General features: G+C 33.8%; 18 protein-coding genes. 3 read left to right on the forward strand and 15 right to left on the reverse strand.

The features are described 5' to 3' along the window. The first annotated feature begins 3 nt into the window (after window positions 1-3). The 3 genes from AAC084_RS12165 to AAC084_RS12175 all read left to right on the forward strand — a co-directional run bounded on the left by AAC084_RS12165 (window position 4) and on the right by AAC084_RS12175 (window position 5,348). Complete coding sequence (locus AAC084_RS12165; protein ID WP_339840472.1) at window positions 4-1,515, forward strand: DEAD/DEAH box helicase; 1,512 nt, start codon at window positions 4-6, stop codon at window positions 1,513-1,515. A gap of 218 nt (window positions 1,516-1,733) precedes the next feature. After that, window positions 1,734-3,944, forward strand: coding sequence for a hypothetical protein (locus AAC084_RS12170; protein WP_339840473.1), 2,211 nt, complete (start codon window positions 1,734-1,736; stop codon window positions 3,942-3,944). A gap of 165 nt (window positions 3,945-4,109) precedes the next feature. Next, on the forward strand, window positions 4,110-5,348 hold the full coding sequence (locus AAC084_RS12175; RefSeq protein WP_339840474.1) for a glycosyltransferase: 1,239 nt from the start codon (window positions 4,110-4,112) through the stop codon (window positions 5,346-5,348). Between the two features lie 95 nt (window positions 5,349-5,443). On the opposite strand, the gene AAC084_RS12180 is transcribed toward AAC084_RS12175, so the two are convergent. From AAC084_RS12180 to AAC084_RS12250, 15 genes are all read right to left on the reverse strand, one after another. Further along, window positions 5,444-5,617, reverse strand: a complete 174-nt coding sequence (locus tag AAC084_RS12180; protein WP_339840475.1) for a hypothetical protein — start codon at window positions 5,615-5,617, stop codon at window positions 5,444-5,446. Between the two features lie 106 nt (window positions 5,618-5,723). Then, window positions 5,724-6,242 (reverse strand): flavodoxin domain-containing protein, encoded by a 519-nt coding sequence (locus AAC084_RS12185; protein ID WP_339840476.1) that lies wholly within the window; start codon window positions 6,240-6,242, stop codon window positions 5,724-5,726. A gap of 36 nt (window positions 6,243-6,278) precedes the next feature. Beyond that, window positions 6,279-8,114 (reverse strand): NAD(P)/FAD-dependent oxidoreductase, encoded by a 1,836-nt coding sequence (locus tag AAC084_RS12190; protein WP_339840477.1) that lies wholly within the window; start codon window positions 8,112-8,114, stop codon window positions 6,279-6,281. A 42-nt stretch (window positions 8,115-8,156) separates the two neighbouring features. Continuing rightward, complete coding sequence (locus tag AAC084_RS12195) at window positions 8,157-8,546, reverse strand: nuclear transport factor 2 family protein (RefSeq protein WP_339840478.1); 390 nt, start codon at window positions 8,544-8,546, stop codon at window positions 8,157-8,159. 808 nt (window positions 8,547-9,354) lie between these two features. Beyond that, window positions 9,355-9,855 (reverse strand): hypothetical protein, encoded by a 501-nt coding sequence (locus tag AAC084_RS12200; protein ID WP_339840479.1) that lies wholly within the window; start codon window positions 9,853-9,855, stop codon window positions 9,355-9,357. A gap of 231 nt (window positions 9,856-10,086) precedes the next feature. Next, the gene (locus tag AAC084_RS12205; protein ID WP_339840480.1) at window positions 10,087-11,190 is read right to left on the reverse strand and encodes a DUF5009 domain-containing protein; all 1,104 of its coding nucleotides are present in this window, start codon (window positions 11,188-11,190) and stop codon (window positions 10,087-10,089) included. 398 nt (window positions 11,191-11,588) lie between these two features. Then, the gene (locus tag AAC084_RS12210) at window positions 11,589-12,224 is read right to left on the reverse strand and encodes a chloramphenicol acetyltransferase (protein ID WP_339840481.1); all 636 of its coding nucleotides are present in this window, start codon (window positions 12,222-12,224) and stop codon (window positions 11,589-11,591) included. Between the two features lie 136 nt (window positions 12,225-12,360). Further along, complete coding sequence (locus tag AAC084_RS12215; RefSeq protein ID WP_339840482.1) at window positions 12,361-13,374, reverse strand: NAD-dependent epimerase/dehydratase family protein; 1,014 nt, start codon at window positions 13,372-13,374, stop codon at window positions 12,361-12,363. A 59-nt stretch (window positions 13,375-13,433) separates the two neighbouring features. Next, window positions 13,434-14,003 (reverse strand): Crp/Fnr family transcriptional regulator, encoded by a 570-nt coding sequence (locus AAC084_RS12220; protein WP_339840483.1) that lies wholly within the window; start codon window positions 14,001-14,003, stop codon window positions 13,434-13,436. Between the two features lie 324 nt (window positions 14,004-14,327). Then, the gene (locus tag AAC084_RS12225) at window positions 14,328-15,131 is read right to left on the reverse strand and encodes a type 1 glutamine amidotransferase domain-containing protein (protein WP_339840484.1); all 804 of its coding nucleotides are present in this window, start codon (window positions 15,129-15,131) and stop codon (window positions 14,328-14,330) included. Between the two features lie 20 nt (window positions 15,132-15,151). Next, window positions 15,152-15,607 carry a hypothetical protein gene (locus AAC084_RS12230; protein ID WP_339840485.1) on the reverse strand — a complete coding sequence of 152 codons (456 nt, stop codon included), beginning with the start codon at window positions 15,605-15,607 and terminating at the stop codon, window positions 15,152-15,154. 53 nt (window positions 15,608-15,660) lie between these two features. After that, complete coding sequence (locus AAC084_RS12235) at window positions 15,661-16,227, reverse strand: Crp/Fnr family transcriptional regulator (protein WP_339840486.1); 567 nt, start codon at window positions 16,225-16,227, stop codon at window positions 15,661-15,663. 643 nt (window positions 16,228-16,870) lie between these two features. Continuing rightward, the gene (locus tag AAC084_RS12240) at window positions 16,871-17,245 is read right to left on the reverse strand and encodes a GreA/GreB family elongation factor (protein WP_339840487.1); all 375 of its coding nucleotides are present in this window, start codon (window positions 17,243-17,245) and stop codon (window positions 16,871-16,873) included. A 679-nt stretch (window positions 17,246-17,924) separates the two neighbouring features. Further along, on the reverse strand, window positions 17,925-19,118 hold the full coding sequence (locus tag AAC084_RS12245; protein ID WP_339840488.1) for a hypothetical protein: 1,194 nt from the start codon (window positions 19,116-19,118) through the stop codon (window positions 17,925-17,927). A gap of 103 nt (window positions 19,119-19,221) precedes the next feature. Then, window positions 19,222-20,061: a LytTR family DNA-binding domain-containing protein gene (locus tag AAC084_RS12250; RefSeq protein WP_339840489.1), complete on the reverse strand. Its 840-nt coding sequence runs from the start codon at window positions 20,059-20,061 to the stop codon at window positions 19,222-19,224. Window positions 20,062-20,570 lie beyond the last annotated feature (509 nt).

Genomic DNA, 20,570 nt, shown 5'->3' on the forward strand with positions numbered 1-20,570 from the left:
CTTTTGAAGATACACGAAGATATTACGGAGAAGACCTTATATGATTATCAAGAGGAAGATCTAAATACTATTTTTAAGTATCTAGATGAGAACGGTGATAATTCGAACTTACTATATCAACTACCAACAGGTGGTGGTAAAACAGTTGTATTCTCTGAAATAGCAAAGCGTTATATCGCACGAACCAATAAAAAGGTTGTCGTACTTACCCACCGAATAGAATTAAGTCAACAGACCTCAAAAATGTTGAAGGGGTTTGGGGTAAAGAATAAAATTATTAATAGTGAAGTTAAGGAGTGGCAAGACCAAGATGAGTACATGTGCTTTGTGGCTATGGTAGAAACACTAAATAATCGACTTCAAGAAGAAAAAATAGAAATCAACAATATCGGTTTAGTTATTATTGATGAGGCGCATTACAACTCCTTTAGAAAGTTATTCAAGTTTTTTGAGAACTCTGTAATTCTTGGAGTTACCGCAACCCCGCTAAGTTCGAATATTAAGCTTCCCATGAAAGACAACTATAAGAAGTTGATTGTGGGTGAGTCTATTGAATCGCTGATACAGAAAAAGTTCTTGGCAAAAGCCAATATGTACAATTATGATGTAAGCCTTCAAACCTTAAAATTAGGGATAAGTGGTGATTATACGGTTAAATCATCTGATGAGCTATATGGTAACCATAGCATGCTTAATAAATTGGTTGCGGCGTATAATGAAATTGCAAAGGGCACTAAGACGCTTATATTCAATAACGGAATTAATACGTCAAGATACGTTTGTGAAACGTTCAAAAAGGCAGGTTACAATATTCGCCACCTTGACAATAAGAACAACGCCTCTGAGCGTAAAGAGATTCTGAAATGGTTTAAAGAAACGCCCGATGCTATTCTTACCTCGGTAAGTATTTTAACTACAGGTTTTGATGAACCTAGTGTAGAAACTATTATTCTTAACCGCGCCACACGTTCACTTACGCTGTACTTTCAAATGATCGGACGTGGGTCTAGATACCTGCCGCACAAAGAGGAATTTCATGTGATTGACATGGGAAACAATGTTGCCCGTTTTGGCCTATGGAATGCTGGAATTGACTGGCAAGAAATATTTCATTTTCCAGATTTCTATCTAGAAAATATTAAGAACGATGAGGAAATTGAACGGGAATTCGTTTATGAAATGCCGCCGGCTTTAAGAGCTGAATTTGCGAAGTCTACCGAAATTGATTTTGATATTAAAGCGGAATACAAAAAGAGTTTCGCTAACGGTGAAAAATCTAAATTGGTATTAGAAAAAAGTATAGAACAACACGCTAAAATATGTGTTGAAAATTCTGAAGATGTATTTGATGCCCGAATTTTAGCTAAAAAACTAAAAGAGGAAATAAAATATAGAGTTCGTCAATATTCTTATTGTATAATGAACAATACTAAGAACTATAAAGAGTGGTTAGAGGAAGATTACGAGCGTAAACTACGTTCTAAGATTTCTAAGAAGTTTGCAGCTAAAATGTAAATTTTATTAAGGATAGCAGTTTACGGTGTAGTTCGAATTTAATTCCTAATTTTTTATGGTCTCCCTTAAAGTATTCTAGAATTACAATATCTACTACGTTTATTCTATATTCAAATGTGCTTTCTATTGCAGGATACTTAAAAATGTGCTGAGAGCCATTAAAATTCATGTAAGATGGTTAAATTCATGTGCTTAAACCACTAGAATAACCATCGTAAATGAAAAACCGACTTCTCTCATTCATCATTTTACTATCTCTTATTTTTTATGGTATAGCCGGTTATCATTTTTTGACTGGGTGGCATCCTATTATTATGATGTTTATTGGTATTCTTTTCGGTTTACTAATCAATCTTGTTATATACGGACTCTTAAATGTAATCGTTAAAAGATCTCGAACTATTCCGCTAAAATCTATCACGGCCATATGTAGTGGTATTGTAGGTTTCATCATATTAAAACTATTTGGTTTTGGGTGGCCAACCTTATTCTATAGTGTTGTAGTTGGGCTTGGAATTTTATTTTGCATTGCACTTTATTGGTTCCAAAAAAAGAAGACTTTGTTATCTAAACTGGTAGTTGGTATAGTACTATGTTCTGTTGGGTACATCGTATTTGTATTGGCTAGCCCTGGTGCAGATCCCTATGATGTAGAAGTTCCTTTGGCGTTTGCCGAAGATAGCAATTTTCCTCCCCCTGAAGTATTATTTGAAAACCCTGCTTCTTTTGGGCCTTTTAATGTTAAAACATTCACCTATGGTAGTGGTACCGATGAGCAACGGGAGGAGTTTTCATCGGGTGTTACGTATCGAACGAATACGGTTAATGGTAAATGGTTAATACCGGATTGGAAGGATAAAAAGAAAAAATGGCGTGAGCGGTATTGGGGATTCGGAGTAGAAAATTTCCCGCTCAATGGTAGGGTATACATGCCAGAAGGTGACGGTCCTTTTCCCCTAACCCTCATTGTACATGGTAACCATAGTATGATTGATTATTCTGATGATGGATATGGCTATTTGGGTAAACTTTTAGCGAGTAGGGGAATTATTGCTGTTTCTGTCGATGAGAATTTCTTGAACGGACATTGGTCCGGAGACTTTATGGGTAAGGAAATGCCAGCTAGAGCTTGGCTGCTTTTAAAACATCTTGAACAATGGGATAAATGGAATACAGAAGACGGACATGATTTATCTGAAAAAGTTGATATGGAAAACATCATGTTAGTGGGGCATTCTAGAGGTGGAGAAGCTGTTTCTATTGCAGCTGCTTATAATAAGTTGCCTTATTTTCCCGATGAAGCAAAAGAAAAATTCGATTTTAAGTATAATATTAAGGGCGTGGTTGCTCTAGCCCCAACAGATTATAGGTATAATCGTAAAATCATTTTAGACAATATCAATTTTTTAAGCATACAAGGTTCTTATGATTCTGATGAAGTGAGCTTTTGGGGAATGCGACCCTACCGTAGGTTACAATATACCGATTCTATTTCTAGATTTAAATCTGGTGTTTATGTGCATCACGCGAACCATGGGCAGTTTAATTCTACTTGGGGTAATTCAGATTTTGGTGCTCCATCTAAATGGTTGTTGAACCTAGACCCGTTACTTAAAGAAGAGCAGCAGCAAGAGACAGCTAAAGTATTTATAAGCGCTTTTGCTGAGGCAACACTTAAAGATAAGCAAGAATATAGAGCAATTTTCAAGAATGTTGCTGTTGCCAAGCAATGGTTACCTATTGAACATTACTTAACTCATTTTGAGTCTTCAGATTTACAAACTATTGCCGACTTTGAAGAAGATTTAGATATCACTACCGCTAAGGATAGTACTACATTACAAGCGATCGACATGATGTTATGGAAAGAACAGATTTTACCGACCCGTGACGAGAACAGTCAAGAAAATAGTGGTGTTATATTGGGGTGGGATTATGAAAACCCTAAAAGCTCGGCTACAAAAGGTGTTTATGAAATTACCTTATCTGATACCGACAAATCACTTTTTGATCCAGAATCAAGCTTACAGATTACTTTAGGAGCAGGAAATCATGAATGGTTAGATGTAAACCTAACGGATGAAGAAAAGGAAGATAAAGAGGATGATGACGAACGGGAAGTTCCACAATTAGATTTTACTATACAATTGACCGACGAACTTGGTCAAACCACCGCTATTATAGTGAGTGCTATAAAAGGGATTCCTAAACCGTTAAAAACACGCTTCACTAAGTTTAAATTTTTAGATAAAGAGATGATTGGTGATGATTGGGAAATTCAATTACAAACCTATCATTTTCCTTTGAATACTTTTACAACCAAGAATCCCGAATTTAATTCGGAACAATTAAAAAGTATCAAATTCATTTTTGACCAAACAGAATATGGGGTAGTGGTGGTTGATGAAATTGGGGTTTCGGCTGAATAGTTGTTCGTTGTTCGTAAAATAGAGATTATGTCCGTTCGAGCGCAGTCGAGAACAACTACTGAAAACTGATACTGCCGACTGAACACTGAATACTCAGAATTTGCTAACTGTCTACCAATTCCCGTACTTTGTACTCATTACTAACTGCTAACTACTCAATACTAATTGTCCAACAATAAATCCCTCCTCGTAATTGCCCTTGTTTGGCCAGAACCTGCTTCTACGGCTGCAGGTGTACGAATGATGCAATTATTAGATGTTTTTCAGAAACAAGGGTATTCGATTACCATTGCTTCAGCAGCTTCAAAGTCGGAGTATTCTTTTGATTTTACTTCTTTAGGATTTGAAATCAAAGACATTAAAATGAATGACAGTTCTTTTGATGTTTTTGTGAAAAAATTGAATCCTGATGTAGTGTTGTTCGATAGGTTTTTAACCGAAGAACAATTCGGATGGCGCGTTGCAGAGAACTGTCCCGATGCATTACGAATTTTGGATACCGAAGATTTACATTCCCTTCGTCATGTGCGTGAACAATGCTTTAAAATGGGGATTCCTTTTACTACGGATGCTTGGTTAGCAGATGATAAAACTAAACGAGAAATTGCTAGTATTTATCGATGTGACCTGTCTTTAATTATCTCTAGTTTTGAATTTGATTTACTTACCGATGTGATAAAAATAGATATAAGTCTACTTTTGTTACTTCCCTTTATGGCAAATGAAATCACCGAAGAAACGAATTGGAAAACTTTTGAAGACAGAAAAGATTTCTTATTCATTGGTGGTGGAAAACATGTGCCTAATATAGATGCGATTAAGTGCTTAAAGACTATAATCTGGCCATTACTACATAAGCGATTACCAGAAGCTAACCTGAAAATTTACGGAGCCTACTTACCACAACAGGTGGTAGAAATGAACAACACTAAAGAAGGCTTTTTGGTAAAGGGTAGGGTAGAAGATGCAAACGATGTTATGCAGGCTTCAAAAGTATGTTTGGCACCATTACGTTTCGGTGCAGGAATTAAAGGGAAGTTGTTATCTGCCATGCAAAACGGTACACCAAGTGTGACCACAACTATTGGCGCAGAAGGTATGCACGGTATTTTAGATTGGAACGGTTATATTGAAAACGACCATACTGCATTTGTAGAAGCAGCCATAAGATTGTACACCGTACAGCAAACATGGGAAAATGCTCAAGAACAAGGTAAATCTCTTATCAACACTTTGTATGCTAAAACGAGTTTAGAACATATATTGGTTCAAAAAATAGAACAGCTTCAAAATGAGTTGATACAACACCGTTCACAAAACTTTATTGGAGCTTTACTTCAGCACCAAACACTTCAAAGTACCAAGTATATGGGCAAATGGATTGAGGAGAAAAATAGGGGGTAGTTAGAGTTTCGTTATCGCTCTGGTATATGCGACGTTGCCGACGAAAGGAGGCTACGAACTAATATATATTGTTGTGTTTTTTTATTAGTTCTGAGCTAAGTCATAGGTCCAAATATAATAGCCTCATCACTAATATCGATAAGCTCACAACTTTTAGAAAAGCTGCTACCATCAAATTCAATATGAAACCGTATGCTATTTTCCTCTGGAGAAGAAACAACGGGAAGCCAATGATGGGGTAGATCCAATTCGGTTATTTTCAGTTTCATGATGTTTAGAATGGCAAACTGCCCATACTAATGCTGAAATTTGGTCGACAATAAGAACACTCTTACGGAAATTTCAATTTTCTTTTAGAATTTCGTTCTTAGAGTATTACTTTTCAGGCAATTCATTAGGTTTAAATTGCCTAATCAATTTTAAAATTGGTTCAATACTTTCTTTGTCGACATAGTCAAACCCAAAGCGCTCATCTTTGCTAGCTTCAGAATCAGGATTAATCAGGGAGCCAAACCACATAATAGGCCGAAGCCACCAACTGAGTTTAGAATGGTCTAACCTGCCACGAAGGGCCACATGATCCAATTGTGAAAATAGTCCGGAAGGAAGGGAATTAGCAACCCATGTGTTGAGTTTATTGCTTGGACCGGCACCAGAGACCGAGAATAAGATTTTTGATCTGCCTTTAAGCATTGATAAATTTGCGCTTGCCCATTTTCGAATAGTCAGCTTAAAAAAAATAATGGAACTGCCCAATATTAGATATTCGTAATTTGACGGATTGGCATTGGAATCCTTAATGTCAAATACGGGTAATCCTGTGGCTTCTCCAATCCAATTGGCATATTGTTCTGTACTACCGTAATTCCCTGAAAAAAAAATTGCTCCGTTCATAATAAGTTGTTTTATTGTTGATTTATCAAAAGTGCATTAGCCCATAGGCCCAAAAATCAGTGCCTTTTCACCGACTTTTAGCAAGTCACAGCTTTTTTGAAAACTGCTATTGTCTTGAGGAATATTGAACCGTAAAATTGCATCTTCGGGAGAAGAAACAACGGGAAGCCAGCGATAGGGTAGATCCAACTCGGTTATTTTTGGCTTCTTTATGTTTAGAATGGCATACTGCCCTTTTTGATGCTGAAATCCGGCTGGTTTTTCAAAACTCAATTCCAGCGTTTTTTCATCTATTTTTTTACGCCCCGAGAGAGGAACAATTCTCTGGTCAACATACTTTGCGTCATCACATTCTGACCATATTTTGTCTCGATTCATTTGCAATGCGGCTAAAAATCCGGCCATCATGCTACCTTCAAAGCCACCTCCGGGAAATGCCCATGCTGATGCAAAATATAAGTTGGAGATAAGGAAGTTATTTCTAAAACGCTTTAAGCCGGATTGCTGTTTGGATTGAGCGAAGCCATAAACCGATCCAGCAGTATTTGAGGTAAACCGCTCAATAGTTTTCGAAGTGGCGACTTCGTAATATTCAATGCTTTCTCGTATTCCTGGAAATTGCTTTTCTAATCGGCCTAATAAAATTTGTGCTACTTCTTCCTTTTTTGCTTTGTAATCTTCCTTACTCAGTTCATCCCAGTCTTTCAGATAATCAGCGCAACAGATTACACCTACAGATTTACCGGATGGTGCCAATTGGGCATCTACCTTGTTGTAATCTACAAAAACGAAGCTGCGTTTTGACCAATCGCCTGTATTGTTAGGGTGTATGTCCTTCAAAGTCTTTACATCATCTCCCTTAATAGAATTAGAGTAGTGTTTTACACCATAGGTTTCTAAATCAGATTTAAAGCCTAGATAAATATTTAATAAGGAACACGCATTGGTTTTATCAGCGATTTGTTTTCTGAGCGAAGTTGCATGGGGCTCATCCAACATATCTGGCACTATGGGAATGGCACAATTGGCCACGACATTATCGCAGGCAATGGTTACGGCTTCTGAGCTCTTATTAAAACTATCACGGAAGGTGACTCCGGTTACTCGGTCATTTTTCGTTACAATCTTTTCTGCCTTTTTACCTAACAAAACGCAACCTCCTTGTTTCTCAATGTATGATGCTAATTGATTGGAAAGCTGTTGTGAGCCACCTTTTATAAAGTATCCACCCGTCCCAATAAAGCTGGAAAATGGCAAACCATAATAAAACATAGATAAGGTGTAAGGGTCATCGCCCCAATAAACAATATGTGCTAACAGGTCAAGTTTTGCATTTTCATTGGTAATATACTTATCGAACCAAGACCCAACCGTATGACGAGAAGCTTCTACAAGAGTGGGATAAAGCAAGGGCATAAACGGATACATCAGCTTGCGTTTCAATGGTGTATGCGGTAATTTGATTCCTTCTCTTCGTATACCGGCAAGCAATTTCATAAGCCGCTTGATTCCTTTTTCATCTTCAGGATATTTGTCGATTAATGCCTTGCTTGCAGCTTCATAGCTGTGAGGAAACACAAACTTCTCTTTGTCTGAAAGCACAGCATATAGTTCAGGTACTTGAAGTAATTCAACCTGTTGATTGATTTCCAACATGTTGAATATTTGCTTTATTGCCCCTTCTTTTTCTAAGCCACACATCTCATGAAGACCGACTTCAATAATGAAATCACCTCTTTTAAAAGTGGTTGCACAGCCTCCGGGTTTGTGGTGTTGTTCTAATAATAGAACTTTCTTGCCAAATTTTGTAAGCATGGCTCCAGCAACCAATCCGCCTAAACCTCCTCCGATAACGACTGTATTATATTTCATTTTTTTGTGTTTTGTGTAATGAGGGTAGTTTATTATTGAAATTTAGGTGTCTGTTATTTTTGCTGTATGAACAATAGGTATGTCCCAAGCTTCTTTAATCTGACCATCAATAATACACCATACCACAATAGCGTCAATCTCCATAGGTTTGCCTTCCAGTGACAACCTGTCTTTAACATGCGTGATGATTAGTTCATCTCCCATAGGGGTTATGGATATAGGATTTTCCTTAAAAGAACCGCTAGTACGACCTGCTATTTTTTGGAAGAAATCTGTTAAGCCAGAGAGGCCGAAATAGTCTCCTTCTAACTCGGACAGCTTTGGATTAATATAGTGCCAAACGAAATCTTCGGCTAACACCTCAGCCAAAGTATTGGGGTTTTCTGGGTTGAACCTCTTTAAAATACTGATATTTGGATGTTCTTTATTCATAATATTAATTTTTAATTATGTGCTTTTTAGAATGAATTGCCTTCATTCTATTCTTGGCTGAAAAAGACAGTTGTACAGCGTGAAATAAGTGAAAAAGTTATTGTTTTACTAGTGTTAAGTTCTTGACTTGAACACTGAATCTACTATATATCAGCTATTTAAAAAATGATATAAATCATAAAACATTTTTTTAAGATTCTTATTCCTAAATGGTCATGGTGACAAATAGAATTAATAATAGCAACAATTATTATTGCACTTAGAATTGAATTGAATGATAAGACTATTGAATTTTGGAAGAGTTTTTTAAGCGCTGGTCTGGATAATTGATTGTTATATTTACTTTAACTTTTGTTAGAAAATTAGCCTTTTTAAATATGAAGGACGAGGCATAATAAAGCACAACGGCTAGCTAAGAGGAGTTTTAATTCCTTTTACCGGATGATGAAGTTCGGTTTTTCGAAATAGCTAGTCAATTGCTTACGACTCGTTTTGCAAGATGTTATTAACGAAAAATAGCTAATAGCCTAACAAAATGGAGAAAATTAAAGTATATAAACTTAGGTAAAACCGTGACCTTTTTATGTCACTAAACTATAACAGTCAACAAGTTTATAATTAAATGGATGATGAGAAAAATAGTAGATAGTTGAGGTTTCGATATCGGTTTGTATATGGTTTATTGTGTAAGTGTCTATGATAACTAAAATGTACTGCGATTAGGAAATTCGGCAGAATTTCTAAGATACTCTTTACCCACTTTCAATCAAATAATTTTACATGTTGTAGCCAGTTTTATTTTGGTTCATTACTCCCTTTCCAAAGTATCAACATTTTGATTTTCTGCTTCATATTGAATTGCAGTATATGATATAATTTTCCAGGCGTTTGCTTTTTTAACTAAGGTAATGGTTGCTTTTGCCACAGTTTTTTCTTCTGACTGGTTTGTCCAAGTTTGGTCAAATGCGACCCAGGCCAAATTAACATCATAAAAAATAAGATAATTGGAGTTTACGAAGGTAGAAGTTATGGGCTCAGGATTCTCCTTAAAAAATGATTCTAAATTTCCACCATTTTTATCCCAACCCCTTTTTTGAGCGAAACCTGCTTTTGATACATCTAATCGCAATACATCGTTGCTATGGTCCCAATACGATGCCCATTTCTGATAATCTTTCTCCATGTAAGCATAAGTTTCTCCGACCACAATTGCTTTTAGAGTTTCCTTAATATCTTCAGAAGTCGGTGTTTTTTCTTGTTGACAAGAAATCAATAATGCAACAAAAATCACAAAAATATATTTACGCATATAAGATTATTTTTATTCTTCTTTGATTGGCTACAACGGCGATTTTAGAGGAGTTTCAATTCCTTTTACCGGATGATAACGAAGTTCGTTTTTCCGAAATTGCTAGTCAAGTTATTACGATTTGATTTTCAATAAGTTATTAACTGAAAACATTCATTGCATGATACAAACAGGTCTTTAAGTTTAACATATTAAGTTACCCAATTCATGACCATGGTTCGTGCAACCATTTTAAATTCTAATAAATATTTTCTTTTTGTATAACCAGTAACAAATGTACCAAAGCATAAAGAGCACAATACAACTTAATATAATATGGGCACCTAATTCACCAGTCCAACCGAAAAGTGCATTCGAGAACGGTAGAAATATTTTGGTAAGAAGGTCGGCGCCTCCTACATGAGCGAATAGGTATATAAATAATGGATTCATTCCTACAATAGCAAAAAACAACACACCTTTTTGATATTTTTTAATATCTATTACCCAATAACATAAAGCAAGCGCAATCAATGCCCACCCACCACTAGCAAAAACAAATGTGCTTGTTGATATTTTTTTTATTATTGGCGTAAATGGACTTAAGCCATAGCCTATAATTAATCCAATAATCCCTGCTCCAAATAGATATATCAGTTTTTTCTTGGCAGAATATTTACTTATAAGTAATTGGCCCGCCAGAACACCCCAAATGGTATGTGCCGCAGTTGGGATGGCATTAAACATTGCCCAACCACTCCCTGGTTCTTCTCCTGAAACAAGGATATTAAACCAAGCTCCAAAATTCTCCCCGTCAACAAAAGCATTAGTAAACCCTTCAATAGGAAAGAATCGATAAAGGCCTTCGCTTATTAAAATTAAAAGTATAGAAAAACCAATTTGAATTATTACGGATTTACGAATTATTAAAAAAGCCAAGATATAAGCAACTCCTAATTGTGCCAGTACATTTTGGAACCTGAAAACAATTTCTCCTGGATCTATACAATATAACCCCCAACCTAAGAGTAACATTAAAAATGCCCTTTTAATGGCATGTATGCTTAAATCTTTATAGGAATCTCCTTTCGCAATCCTCTTTGAAAAAGATAAGGGCATTGCAACCCCTACAATGAACATAAAAAAGGGCTGAATTAAATCCCAAAAATGCATTCCTTCCCAGCTGACATGATGAAATTGAGCTCCTACAGCATGAATAAAAGTTCCCTCTAATTGCGGCGATACCAAAAAAGTAAACAGATGAGAAAACTCCGCTATCAGTAAAAACATGGTTAATCCCCTATAAAAATCGAGTGATAAAAGCCGCCCACTTGATTTTTCTTGTATATCAGTCATAGTTTATTGTTATAATTGATTTCTAATTCAGGCATACCTGTTCATTTATTCCTGATTATGGTAATGGTGTATTGGTTCAATAAAATTTGATATTTCTAGTACTCTAATTTGATTGGTAATGATACGCTAAGTGGAGTTTCAATACTTCGGCAAGCTTAGTAAAAGGACCTTTCAGCGGATGAAAACGAAGTTCGGTGTTTCTTCAAATGAAGACAAGAGATTTTATCTTGATTTGTAATAAGTTATTAACGTGAAAACATATGATAATACTTCTTTTTTGCGAACATATTTTTTTAGATACGTTTAGATATCTAAATAATACCATTTGTACTTTTTATTGTTAAAATAAGCACAGCTCCGTAAAGTTATTTCTGAAATAGAGGCATATTAATTTCTTGTTATGCCGAACACGGTTCTTGCATGAGATTTTGAAACTTCTCTAGAAACTGCGCTACATGATAGCCATCTACTAAGGCATGATGAACATGAACTGAAACCGGCATAGATAGTTTATCGCCGTCGGAAGTCATTTTTCCGAAAGTAATTTTTGGACAGCTATCAGGAAATGCAAAATGTCTTGCGTGTGAAATGGAAGTAAAATCAACCCAAGGTATAGCGGAGCAATGTATGACGTTCTCACCAGATTCAGAAGGCATAAGTCGGTCTGAATTCCGTACTTTTTCAATGGCAGGTATGGCCAAGGCAATAAAATCTTGAAAATTTTCACGATAACTTAAATATGAAAAACCAAAAGAACCATTTTCTCTATCAATTGTTGGTGAGGCATCAATGGTTTCAAATTCATACAACTTGCCATCAATAATTCTATACCTGAACTCAACCGTTCTGTTTACGGCAACTAGAGCTTTGTGCAAATAAGATAAGAAGAACGAATGGCCATTTTCTTTTGCAGCATTATAGGTTTCTGTACAATCAATCTTTGTTGTAATACCATGAAATGGCTCATCAAATTTTGAAAAGAATTCAAAATGGTCTTTCCTGTACCAAGTCTCTATATTTATTTCTTTGTGCATCGTTAGTTTTTTGAGAATAGCTATGTTCCGTTTTGGAAAAATAATCAATATAGAGGAATCGACGTAAAGAGGTATTAAATCTTTTAATTTTAGTTGTGGATTGATAACCGTGTTTTACAAATAGCGCTATACAATGCTATTCTATTTTTATATTTCCCCAATCATTTTTTAGATAGTCTAAAGCGGCTATAAGTACTTCTTTAGAAGGTTTAGGGCTGAAACCTAAATCTTTCTTAGAATTGGTGATATCAAAATCTTGTTTCAGGCCATAAAACATAGTTACATAATGGCGTTGCATTAAAGGTTCTGTTCCCGTAAGCTTGCTAACATTCTCCATTAACCCTGCTATCGAATACAATAACCATTTGGGAATCTTCTTTGGTGTTTTCAATTTCAATTCAGGATAACGTTCAGATGCTATTTTTACACTCTCTTGAATCGTCGTGTGCTGTTCATTAGCTAGAATATAACGTTGACTATTATTACCTTTTATCATAGCATTATAGGCACCAAAAGCAACATCTTTAACGTCTATCCAATTTAAGGTAACATTGGTGTCTACAGGAATTTCACCGTTTAAAATTTTATAGACAAGATTATTGGAATAACTTAATTTAAAAGCTTCTCTGCTGATTATTGCAGAAGGTAAAATTAAAACGGTTCTAATACCATATTTCTTCCCTAATTCAATCGCCAGTTTATCTGAATCGTTTTTAGAGTTGTAATAGGTGTTTCTTCTGTCTTTATTATATCCATTGTCTACATGTGCAGGTAACTTCGTATAATCTAATGAGGCAACAGAGCTAACATATACGATGTTTTTTATGCCACATTCTTTGGCGATATCAAATACGTTTTGAGTACCGTGTAAATTATTATCATAGATTTCTACTTTAGGGTTTTTAGCCCACATACTAAAATTTGCCGCTACGGCATATAAGTTAGTAATGCCTTTAAATGCTTTTTTAAGGGAGTCTCTATCGGTAATATCGGCTTGTACAATATCACAATCCAAACCTTTAAAAGGTGCTTTGTTATGAATATTTCTAACGGTTGTTCTTACGTTTATATTTTTAGAAAGTAAGAGTCTTATCAAGTTATTACCTAAATGTCCGCTACCACCTGTTACTAATGAAATTTCTCCGTTCATATTTTATATTTTGTTTGAGCAAATTTCAAGAATCGTTAAGACATTAGAAATAACATTTGTTAGAAAGCGATTTGCTTACGTATTCGACTTAAAGATTGTGGCTCAATACCTAAGAAAGAAGCAATATTATCTATAGAAACATGTAAGGCTAATTTCGGATGTTGACTTAGAAACTTAACATAGCGCTCTTTAGCGGTTAAAGTTTGAAAATCTGTAACACGTTCTAATTTGCAATTTAAGTGTTCATTGGTCACCGTTTTTACAACATCGTTCCAGAAAGTGGTACTTTCTTGCAGAAGTTCAAAGTCCGGCTTTGATATTTTAATCAATTTACAATCGGTAATCGCTTCGTAGTAATCTGCTGAGGGTGACTCGCTCATAAAACTCTCTAATGACGTAAAGAAATCATGTTCGGCGACTAAATGCTGTATAACGAATTTTCCATCTACATTTTGATACCCTTTAATGATTCCACTACTTAAAAAATATACATAGCGCTCAATCTGTCCTGCTTCTAAAAGTTTTGTTTGTGCCGAAATGTCTTCTGTCGTTGTGTACTTTTCAAGTAAAGTAATATCCTCTTTCGTCATAGAAAATCGTGATTCAATATACTTCAAGAGGTTTTTCATAGGTATGTTTTGAATTGGAATTAAGCTTCTTCACCGTTACCTTTAATGTGTAAAATGGTCGGTAATATTTGTATTACCATTTCAATAAAATTGGCATTTATTTTTTTTGATACACTAATTTAAACGATAGTAGTTGCCTGTATTTTGCTAAAATACAATATATCATCAACGACAGCTTACTATTAATTATTTGTTCAATTTTAAAAGTAGATATGTAAAATCATTTTTCGAAATATGAATAAAACGATGTCTAAGACATTTATAACTAAACTGTTAGTACATGTTCTTATTGGCAATTTTATAGCTACGATGTAATGATTCTCTTTATTGTTTAATTTCTTTCAGTTGATTGTATTCTGATAATGCCTTTATAAACAACTCATTAAACGCATCACTTGAATATGGGTTTTGACTTGTAACTAGGTTTCGGTCTTTTATTGAAAAGTTGGCTTTTGGAAATCCGCTTCTGTATTTTAATCCTAATCTTTTTAATGTTTTGGCTATTTTCCTGTTTTTTGGTTTCCCTTTCATAATAAACCTTTCTATAACAAACTCCTCTAATGGAGAAACTGAGTTTACTTTAAAGCCTATATAAGGGTTTTCTGCTTTCGGGATTGTTGAAATTAGAATAGGAGCATGACAAATAAGCCCTGTCGGTTTTTGATTGTTTGCAAAGTGAGTTAATAATAGTGGAATATTTTCATCATGAATCAAGTCTATCATGAGTCCTTGTCCACCCGGAATTATTAGACCTAGATATTGTTCGCTAGTAACAATAGCTTCTTCTAATGTCATTGGTGTTGAAAATTCACTATTTGTTTCGATAAACTCTAAAGCTTCTTTTTTTATTTCAAGTTTATTTTTCCAATACTTATCGTTTGTACTTTCATTATCTATGGTAGCTTTAATTCCTGATGGGGTCGCAAATTTCACATCATATCCGGCTTCAGTTACCGATTTATAGGCAAGATAAAACTCGTTTAGAAAAACTCCTGTTTGTCGTAATTTCGTATTATTATTTAGAGTCAAAGTATCTTCTGCACTCATGACAAATAAAATGGTTTTCTCTTGAGAAAAAGTAAAGGATGTAAACGATAAAGTCATTATTAATAAAATTAAATGTTTCATAAGGGTTTTGTTTTAATGTATTAAGTGGTTTTTATTGCGCTCTTATATATCCAAAAAATAAAAAGAATTTGTAACGGAATTCTAAACCATAAATAAAAGGGTCCATTTCCTTCATACGTACTTTTTTGATAGTCGAGGGATGCAATAGATGCCTTAATATTAGCAGGTAATATGAGTATAAAGAATAGAATTAATAACCACGCTGTAACAACTCTAACTTGTGGTATATGAAGAGCAAAAGCACCCAGAATTTCAATGATTGCAGTGAAGTAGACCATTTCTTTTTTGAAGGGAATAAATTCTGGAACCATCATAGACATACCATCTGTAAACATAAAATGCCCCAATGCTGTAAATAATAGCATTGCGGACATTCCCATGCGCGCAGAAAAGGCAAAGTTATATGTGCCTTGTATAAATTTTAATGTAAATAATGTAATTGTAAATAGTACAAGTAGTACGATTAGTGGCTTCATCTTTTTTTTTGACAAATGTCAGAAGATTAACACACTAGAAATATGAACTTAAGTTAAGAAATTCGTTTGCGGATTCGGCTTAATGCCTGTGGAGTTACACCAATGTAAGAGGCGAGATATTTTAATGGTATTTCTTTAATCAATTGAGGTCTTTCTGTAAACAAGTTTAAATATCTCTTTTCAGCAGTCTCATTAAGTAGAGATTGCTCTCTTTGTGATTTCATTAAAAAAAGATTTTCTGCGGTTACCCTACCAATTATATTTCCAATTTTTGTTCGCTTATAAATGTCTTGCAAATCAATGAATTTTAATCTCCATAATGTAGTTGCTGTTAATGTTTCTGTTTGGTAAGTACTAGGTGACTGAGTTAAAAATGAATCATAAGCACTCATAAACTGTCCTTTAAAACAAAACCCAAAAGTTATATCGTTTTCTACTTTAGGAATATATAATCTAATGGAGCCCTTTTCAATAAAGCTAAGATGGTTTTCTATTTTTCCTATTTTTAAAAGGGTAGTTTTTTTCTTGTATTCAGTTCTTATTAGCTTAGATGAAAATATTTCCCAGTCACTATCACTTAGCTCAACAATTTTTTCTAAATATTCTTTTATTTGATTCATTTCTAGTCTTTGAGTGATTAGCTTGTTGCAAACGGCGAGCTAAGAGGAATTTCAATTCCTTTTAACGGATGAAAACGAAGTTCGTTGTTTCAAAATTTGAAGTCAAGTACTTGTTACTGTGTTTTATAAGAAGTTATTAACGGGAATAATACTTAACATTTTACGAAGTAATTGAGCATAATAAAAAATAATAGCTGAAACTAGGTATATGGAAATGGATTGGTAAAAAGAATATGTTAGAAGTTTCGTTATCGTGATTGTATATGATTTGTTACGTGTTTAAGTAACTAAAATAAAAACCAAAAAAAAAATCCGCTAAGATTTTCGTAAGCAGGCTAGAACCAAGCAAATAATTATACAAGGTGTTGCCCGTAGTTTTTTTATTCCGGATTAAGTTAATATAATTCCGATTTAGAACAGAATCCAATATATAAAACTCAATAACCATTTATCAAATGTAAATTTTATGAATTATTGGCGAAAAATAATTGAGATAAAAAACAATATGTTTAATTAAATGTTGGCTTCAGATGAAAGTGAGATTACTTTTTTCATAGCCTTCAAGTTTATTAATTGCACTTAAAAAATTAAAAATGAGCCTTTGCGTTATTAAAGCAAAGACTCTTTTTCTTGTTTTTGAAGGTTAAATATTTTCAACCATTAAAATTTCTAGTTTTCTTTCCCCATCCTTAAAAGGCCAATTTATTATATCGCCGACCTGTCTACCAATTGTGGCAACGGCAACATCGCATAAAATAGATAATTTTCCTTTTTTATTGTTTGTTCTAGTGGTTGCCACAAACATATATTCTTTTTCTTTGTTTTCCGTATGATCTTTAATTTTTACTCGTCGGTTTACCGTTACAATATCATCTGGTAAGTCTCGCCTAAGTACTTGTTTGGCGTTTTTTAATTCTAAAAGTAATAGTTCTTCTTCTTGTTTGGTTACTTTTTTTCTTCGAACATGATCTTTAATCATATCGTATATTCCAGTTGTTAAAATTACATTTTTTGACATAATATTTTTTTTAAATTTCCTTCTTAATATTATGTAGTGGTGACTCAATCATTCAAAATAGTGCGCAGTATATTGAGCTCCTATTTTTGAGTGCTAATAATAGTGTTAAGAAGAAAATAAGATTAAAATTTGAGAATAATAAAGAGTTGCCCTGTTTTGAGTCGTAACAGGGATTAATCAATAAACTCTTTAGAATTTTTTAAAAAAATATCGTCATGTAAGTAAGATAATGACAGCGCTAACCCTAAAGGATTTTTTTCAGTATATATAAAGTAAACTGCTGCCATTTGTATTAAAAATTAACGAGTTACAAAGCTAAACATTATATTTAATTTTACAATGTTAAAGCCACTAAGGTATATTAAAAACAATTGTTCTATAGATGTATGCAAGGCGTCATGTTTTTGAATTCGAGCGTTTTTAAGTTACTGACAACGAAGAGCTAAGAGTAGTTTCAATTCCTTTTAGCAGATGATAACGAAGTTCGTTGTTTCAAAATTTGGAGTCAAGTACTTACTACGGTGTTTTATAAGAATTTATTAACTTGAATTACACGTATTATTTCCTGTTTACGATGAACAATATCTGAAACGGTAATTGCTATTTGGTTTATATATTATTGGTTCAGCCTATCAAGTTTATACCCTGTTATTTACTGTTAATTTTTATCGGGTTTTATTCAATCGGCATTTCTTACAAAAAATAAATATTGGGCATAATCAGTTGTTGAAGTTCCTTCAATAATATCATAGGCGTCCCAAATAGTTATTAGTTTCTTTACTTTGGTTCCTCTTGTCGATTGTAAATAGGGTGATTCCTCAGCATCTAATTTTAGAAGACTTATGGTATTTGGCCTTGTTACTTTTTTATAATCTGCAATTCCCTTGATATACATAAATAACCTATTGTCTTGGGAATACTTAAATCTCGTGAATTTTTTTCCTTTGTCTTGCATGAATTTTGGCAGAGCACTGCTATCAACAGTTAATCGAGAATCAATATATAGTGTATTTATGCTAACCATTTTATTAAAATAGGGCATAGTGGTATCCTTTTTTATTTTTCCTGCTATGGTATTTTCATATGCTTGAAGGGTATGTGAAAATCCAAATCCTCCATAAATATTTTCATCATCCCATTTCTTTTGAGCGTAGTATCTTTTAAAATTTTCATACATGAACGTATCTCTGGACCTAATTTTTGGATAATTTGACAGATTGAATTGAATGTTTTTAAGCAAACTTATATCCTTGGTTTTAAGTTGCAAATGCTTTAATTCTAAAATCACCTTCAATTGGTTGTTTGACCAGGAAATTAATGTATCATCGTCTGTGGGGATATTTGTATGATATGTAGTGGGAAGCTTTTCTTTTAATAATTTCTTTAAAAGTCCAAAATCTGCAATTTTATCAACTCCAACAATTTTGAATTTTGAGGAATCAGGAAGTTGAGAATAATACGCTCTCATTTTTATCCATTTATTTCTGTACTGCTCAGAGATACTACCTATATAAACTTCCCACTCTTTAAGTATATCTTTTAATTCTAGTTCATCAGAGCCTTCTAAGTATTTTTGTAGATAGTAGCCTTGCGCCAAATCCATTTCCGCTAAATAAACATCAATGTTTATTTTTTCGTTGAGTTGTGTAAACATGGCAAAATCAATTCTTGGCGATGTTTCAACCTCGTGAACCTCGCCTACTAAAAAGAGCTTGTTCTTATAGAAACCATCAGTTAATGAATTAAATTGAAGAGAATCGGTTATTTGAATAACTTCTGTATGCTCTTCTAAATAGTTTACATATTTACTTGAAGAACAACCAAAAAGAAATATGATACTGGCTATAATACTAATTAATTTGAGGACTTTCATTTATTTGTTTTTATTGTTCCCTACAAATAGAGTTTATAAAAACGGATAGAAAAAAAGAGAGTGACGAGCATGAAGTTTTTGTGCCGAAACTGAAAACTTTGGGCTAATCTTGAAGCTCTTGGGATGAATTTGAAAGCCGCTTCTTCAAGGCTACATAGTACTTTTGTGAAATAGGAATTGTTTCTTCAATTTTAGAAATGCGTATAAAACGCTTGCGAGCATTTCCTTCAACCGTAGTAAGATTATCTAAGTTTATCAGGTAAGAACGATGTACTTGCCACGCATTGGGCAGTTGCTTCATAATATTTGAAAGTGTACTTCTAAATATTTTCTGGTGTATCACATTTTCAATGTCATAATATACGTCAACATAATTTTGTTGAGATTGTGCATAAATGAAATCTGACTCAAAAATAGTGAGTATTTCAGATTTACTTTCTCCGTGAATAGTCACACTTTTATTATTTACGGCATTACCGGTACTCTTAAGAGGCACTTCAATAACACCATATTTTGAACGAAGGTAAAGCCATAATGGAATTATAATTGGGGTAAACGGAAGTCCGTATGACCGTATGAAGTTCCAGATTGATGTGAAGCTAAAACTAGATAGTCCGCTAACTACGTAGAAGTGATAGAAAAAAGTGAAAACAAATATTATGAAACCTGTTACTACTATATAAATAGATTCATTTATGATGAACCACCGGTTTACTTGATGTTTATAGCTGTAATTTTCAAGTGGATGAATACCAAGGATAGGAATTATAATACACAGCGTATACCCTAACAGTATAATGTATTTGTAAGAAAAGCTATTACTATTATCAAACGGTTGTAACGTAATTAATAATAATGGAAGAACCGCACCTACTATTAATGCAATCCACAAAGTATGTTTCCAGCTTTTGGTATACGCAATGGTTTTGTTTAATGCAATCATCTAATCTTTTAAAATTAAGATTTTATAACGAAAATAGAAAAACTACCAATACCCTTTTAAAAGAATATAATAATTGATAATTGGCTTCTTACAATTTAAACACAACTATCAGCTAAAAGATGATTTAATACTTGTACAAGAGCTATAGGAATTCCTTTTAGGAGGATAATAACGAATTTTGTTATTAGGAGCTTGAATAAAAAAACAAAAAACAACCATAACTTGGTTTATGAACTAATGTATATATGTAATGAACATAATAGAAGTTTCGTTATCGGTTTGGGTATGGCTTGTAGCGTGTTAGAAGGTACGGACTTTTAGAATTAGCACGAGCAGAAATTTTTACATTTTGTTTTTAATTTTCCGTACAAAAGCCAAATTTAAAAATTTGGCGGATTCCCAAAAACGCCTGAAACCTTCGATTAAACCACGACCTAGCTATGAGTTATACCCGTCTTAAGTTTGATTCTCAGTAAATTGTTGATATAACAAGAAAGAACAAAAGAGAG

This window comes from uncultured Maribacter sp., from assembly GCF_963977385.1.
Taxonomy (GTDB): Bacteria; Bacteroidota; Bacteroidia; order Flavobacteriales; family Flavobacteriaceae; genus Maribacter.

What these genes read in the sequence shown, in the direction of transcription:
- AAC084_RS12245 (WP_339840488.1), bottom strand. Translation starts at nt 19,118, where the DNA reads ATGAAAGTCCTCAAATTAATTAGTATTATAGCCAGTATCATATTTCTT.
- AAC084_RS12220 (WP_339840483.1), bottom strand. Translation starts at nt 14,003, where the DNA reads ATGAAAAACCTCTTGAAGTATATTGAATCACGATTTTCTATGACGAAA.
- AAC084_RS12195 (WP_339840478.1), bottom strand. Translation starts at nt 8,546, where the DNA reads ATGAATAAAGAACATCCAAATATCAGTATTTTAAAGAGGTTCAACCCA.
- AAC084_RS12225 (WP_339840484.1), bottom strand. Translation starts at nt 15,131, where the DNA reads ATGAAACATTTAATTTTATTAATAATGACTTTATCGTTTACATCCTTT.
- AAC084_RS12170 (WP_339840473.1), top strand. Translation starts at nt 1,734, where the DNA reads ATGAAAAACCGACTTCTCTCATTCATCATTTTACTATCTCTTATTTTT.
- AAC084_RS12230 (WP_339840485.1), bottom strand. Translation starts at nt 15,607, where the DNA reads ATGAAGCCACTAATCGTACTACTTGTACTATTTACAATTACATTATTT.
- AAC084_RS12235 (WP_339840486.1), bottom strand. Translation starts at nt 16,227, where the DNA reads ATGAATCAAATAAAAGAATATTTAGAAAAAATTGTTGAGCTAAGTGAT.
- AAC084_RS12190 (WP_339840477.1), bottom strand. Translation starts at nt 8,114, where the DNA reads ATGAAATATAATACAGTCGTTATCGGAGGAGGTTTAGGCGGATTGGTT.
- AAC084_RS12180 (WP_339840475.1), bottom strand. Translation starts at nt 5,617, where the DNA reads ATGAAACTGAAAATAACCGAATTGGATCTACCCCATCATTGGCTTCCC.
- AAC084_RS12200 (WP_339840479.1), bottom strand. Translation starts at nt 9,855, where the DNA reads ATGCGTAAATATATTTTTGTGATTTTTGTTGCATTATTGATTTCTTGT.
- AAC084_RS12250 (WP_339840489.1), bottom strand. Translation starts at nt 20,061, where the DNA reads ATGATTGCATTAAACAAAACCATTGCGTATACCAAAAGCTGGAAACAT.
- AAC084_RS12215 (WP_339840482.1), bottom strand. Translation starts at nt 13,374, where the DNA reads ATGAACGGAGAAATTTCATTAGTAACAGGTGGTAGCGGACATTTAGGT.
- AAC084_RS12205 (WP_339840480.1), bottom strand. Translation starts at nt 11,190, where the DNA reads ATGACTGATATACAAGAAAAATCAAGTGGGCGGCTTTTATCACTCGAT.
- AAC084_RS12185 (WP_339840476.1), bottom strand. Translation starts at nt 6,242, where the DNA reads ATGAACGGAGCAATTTTTTTTTCAGGGAATTACGGTAGTACAGAACAA.
- AAC084_RS12210 (WP_339840481.1), bottom strand. Translation starts at nt 12,224, where the DNA reads ATGCACAAAGAAATAAATATAGAGACTTGGTACAGGAAAGACCATTTT.
- AAC084_RS12240 (WP_339840487.1), bottom strand. Translation starts at nt 17,245, where the DNA reads ATGTCAAAAAATGTAATTTTAACAACTGGAATATACGATATGATTAAA.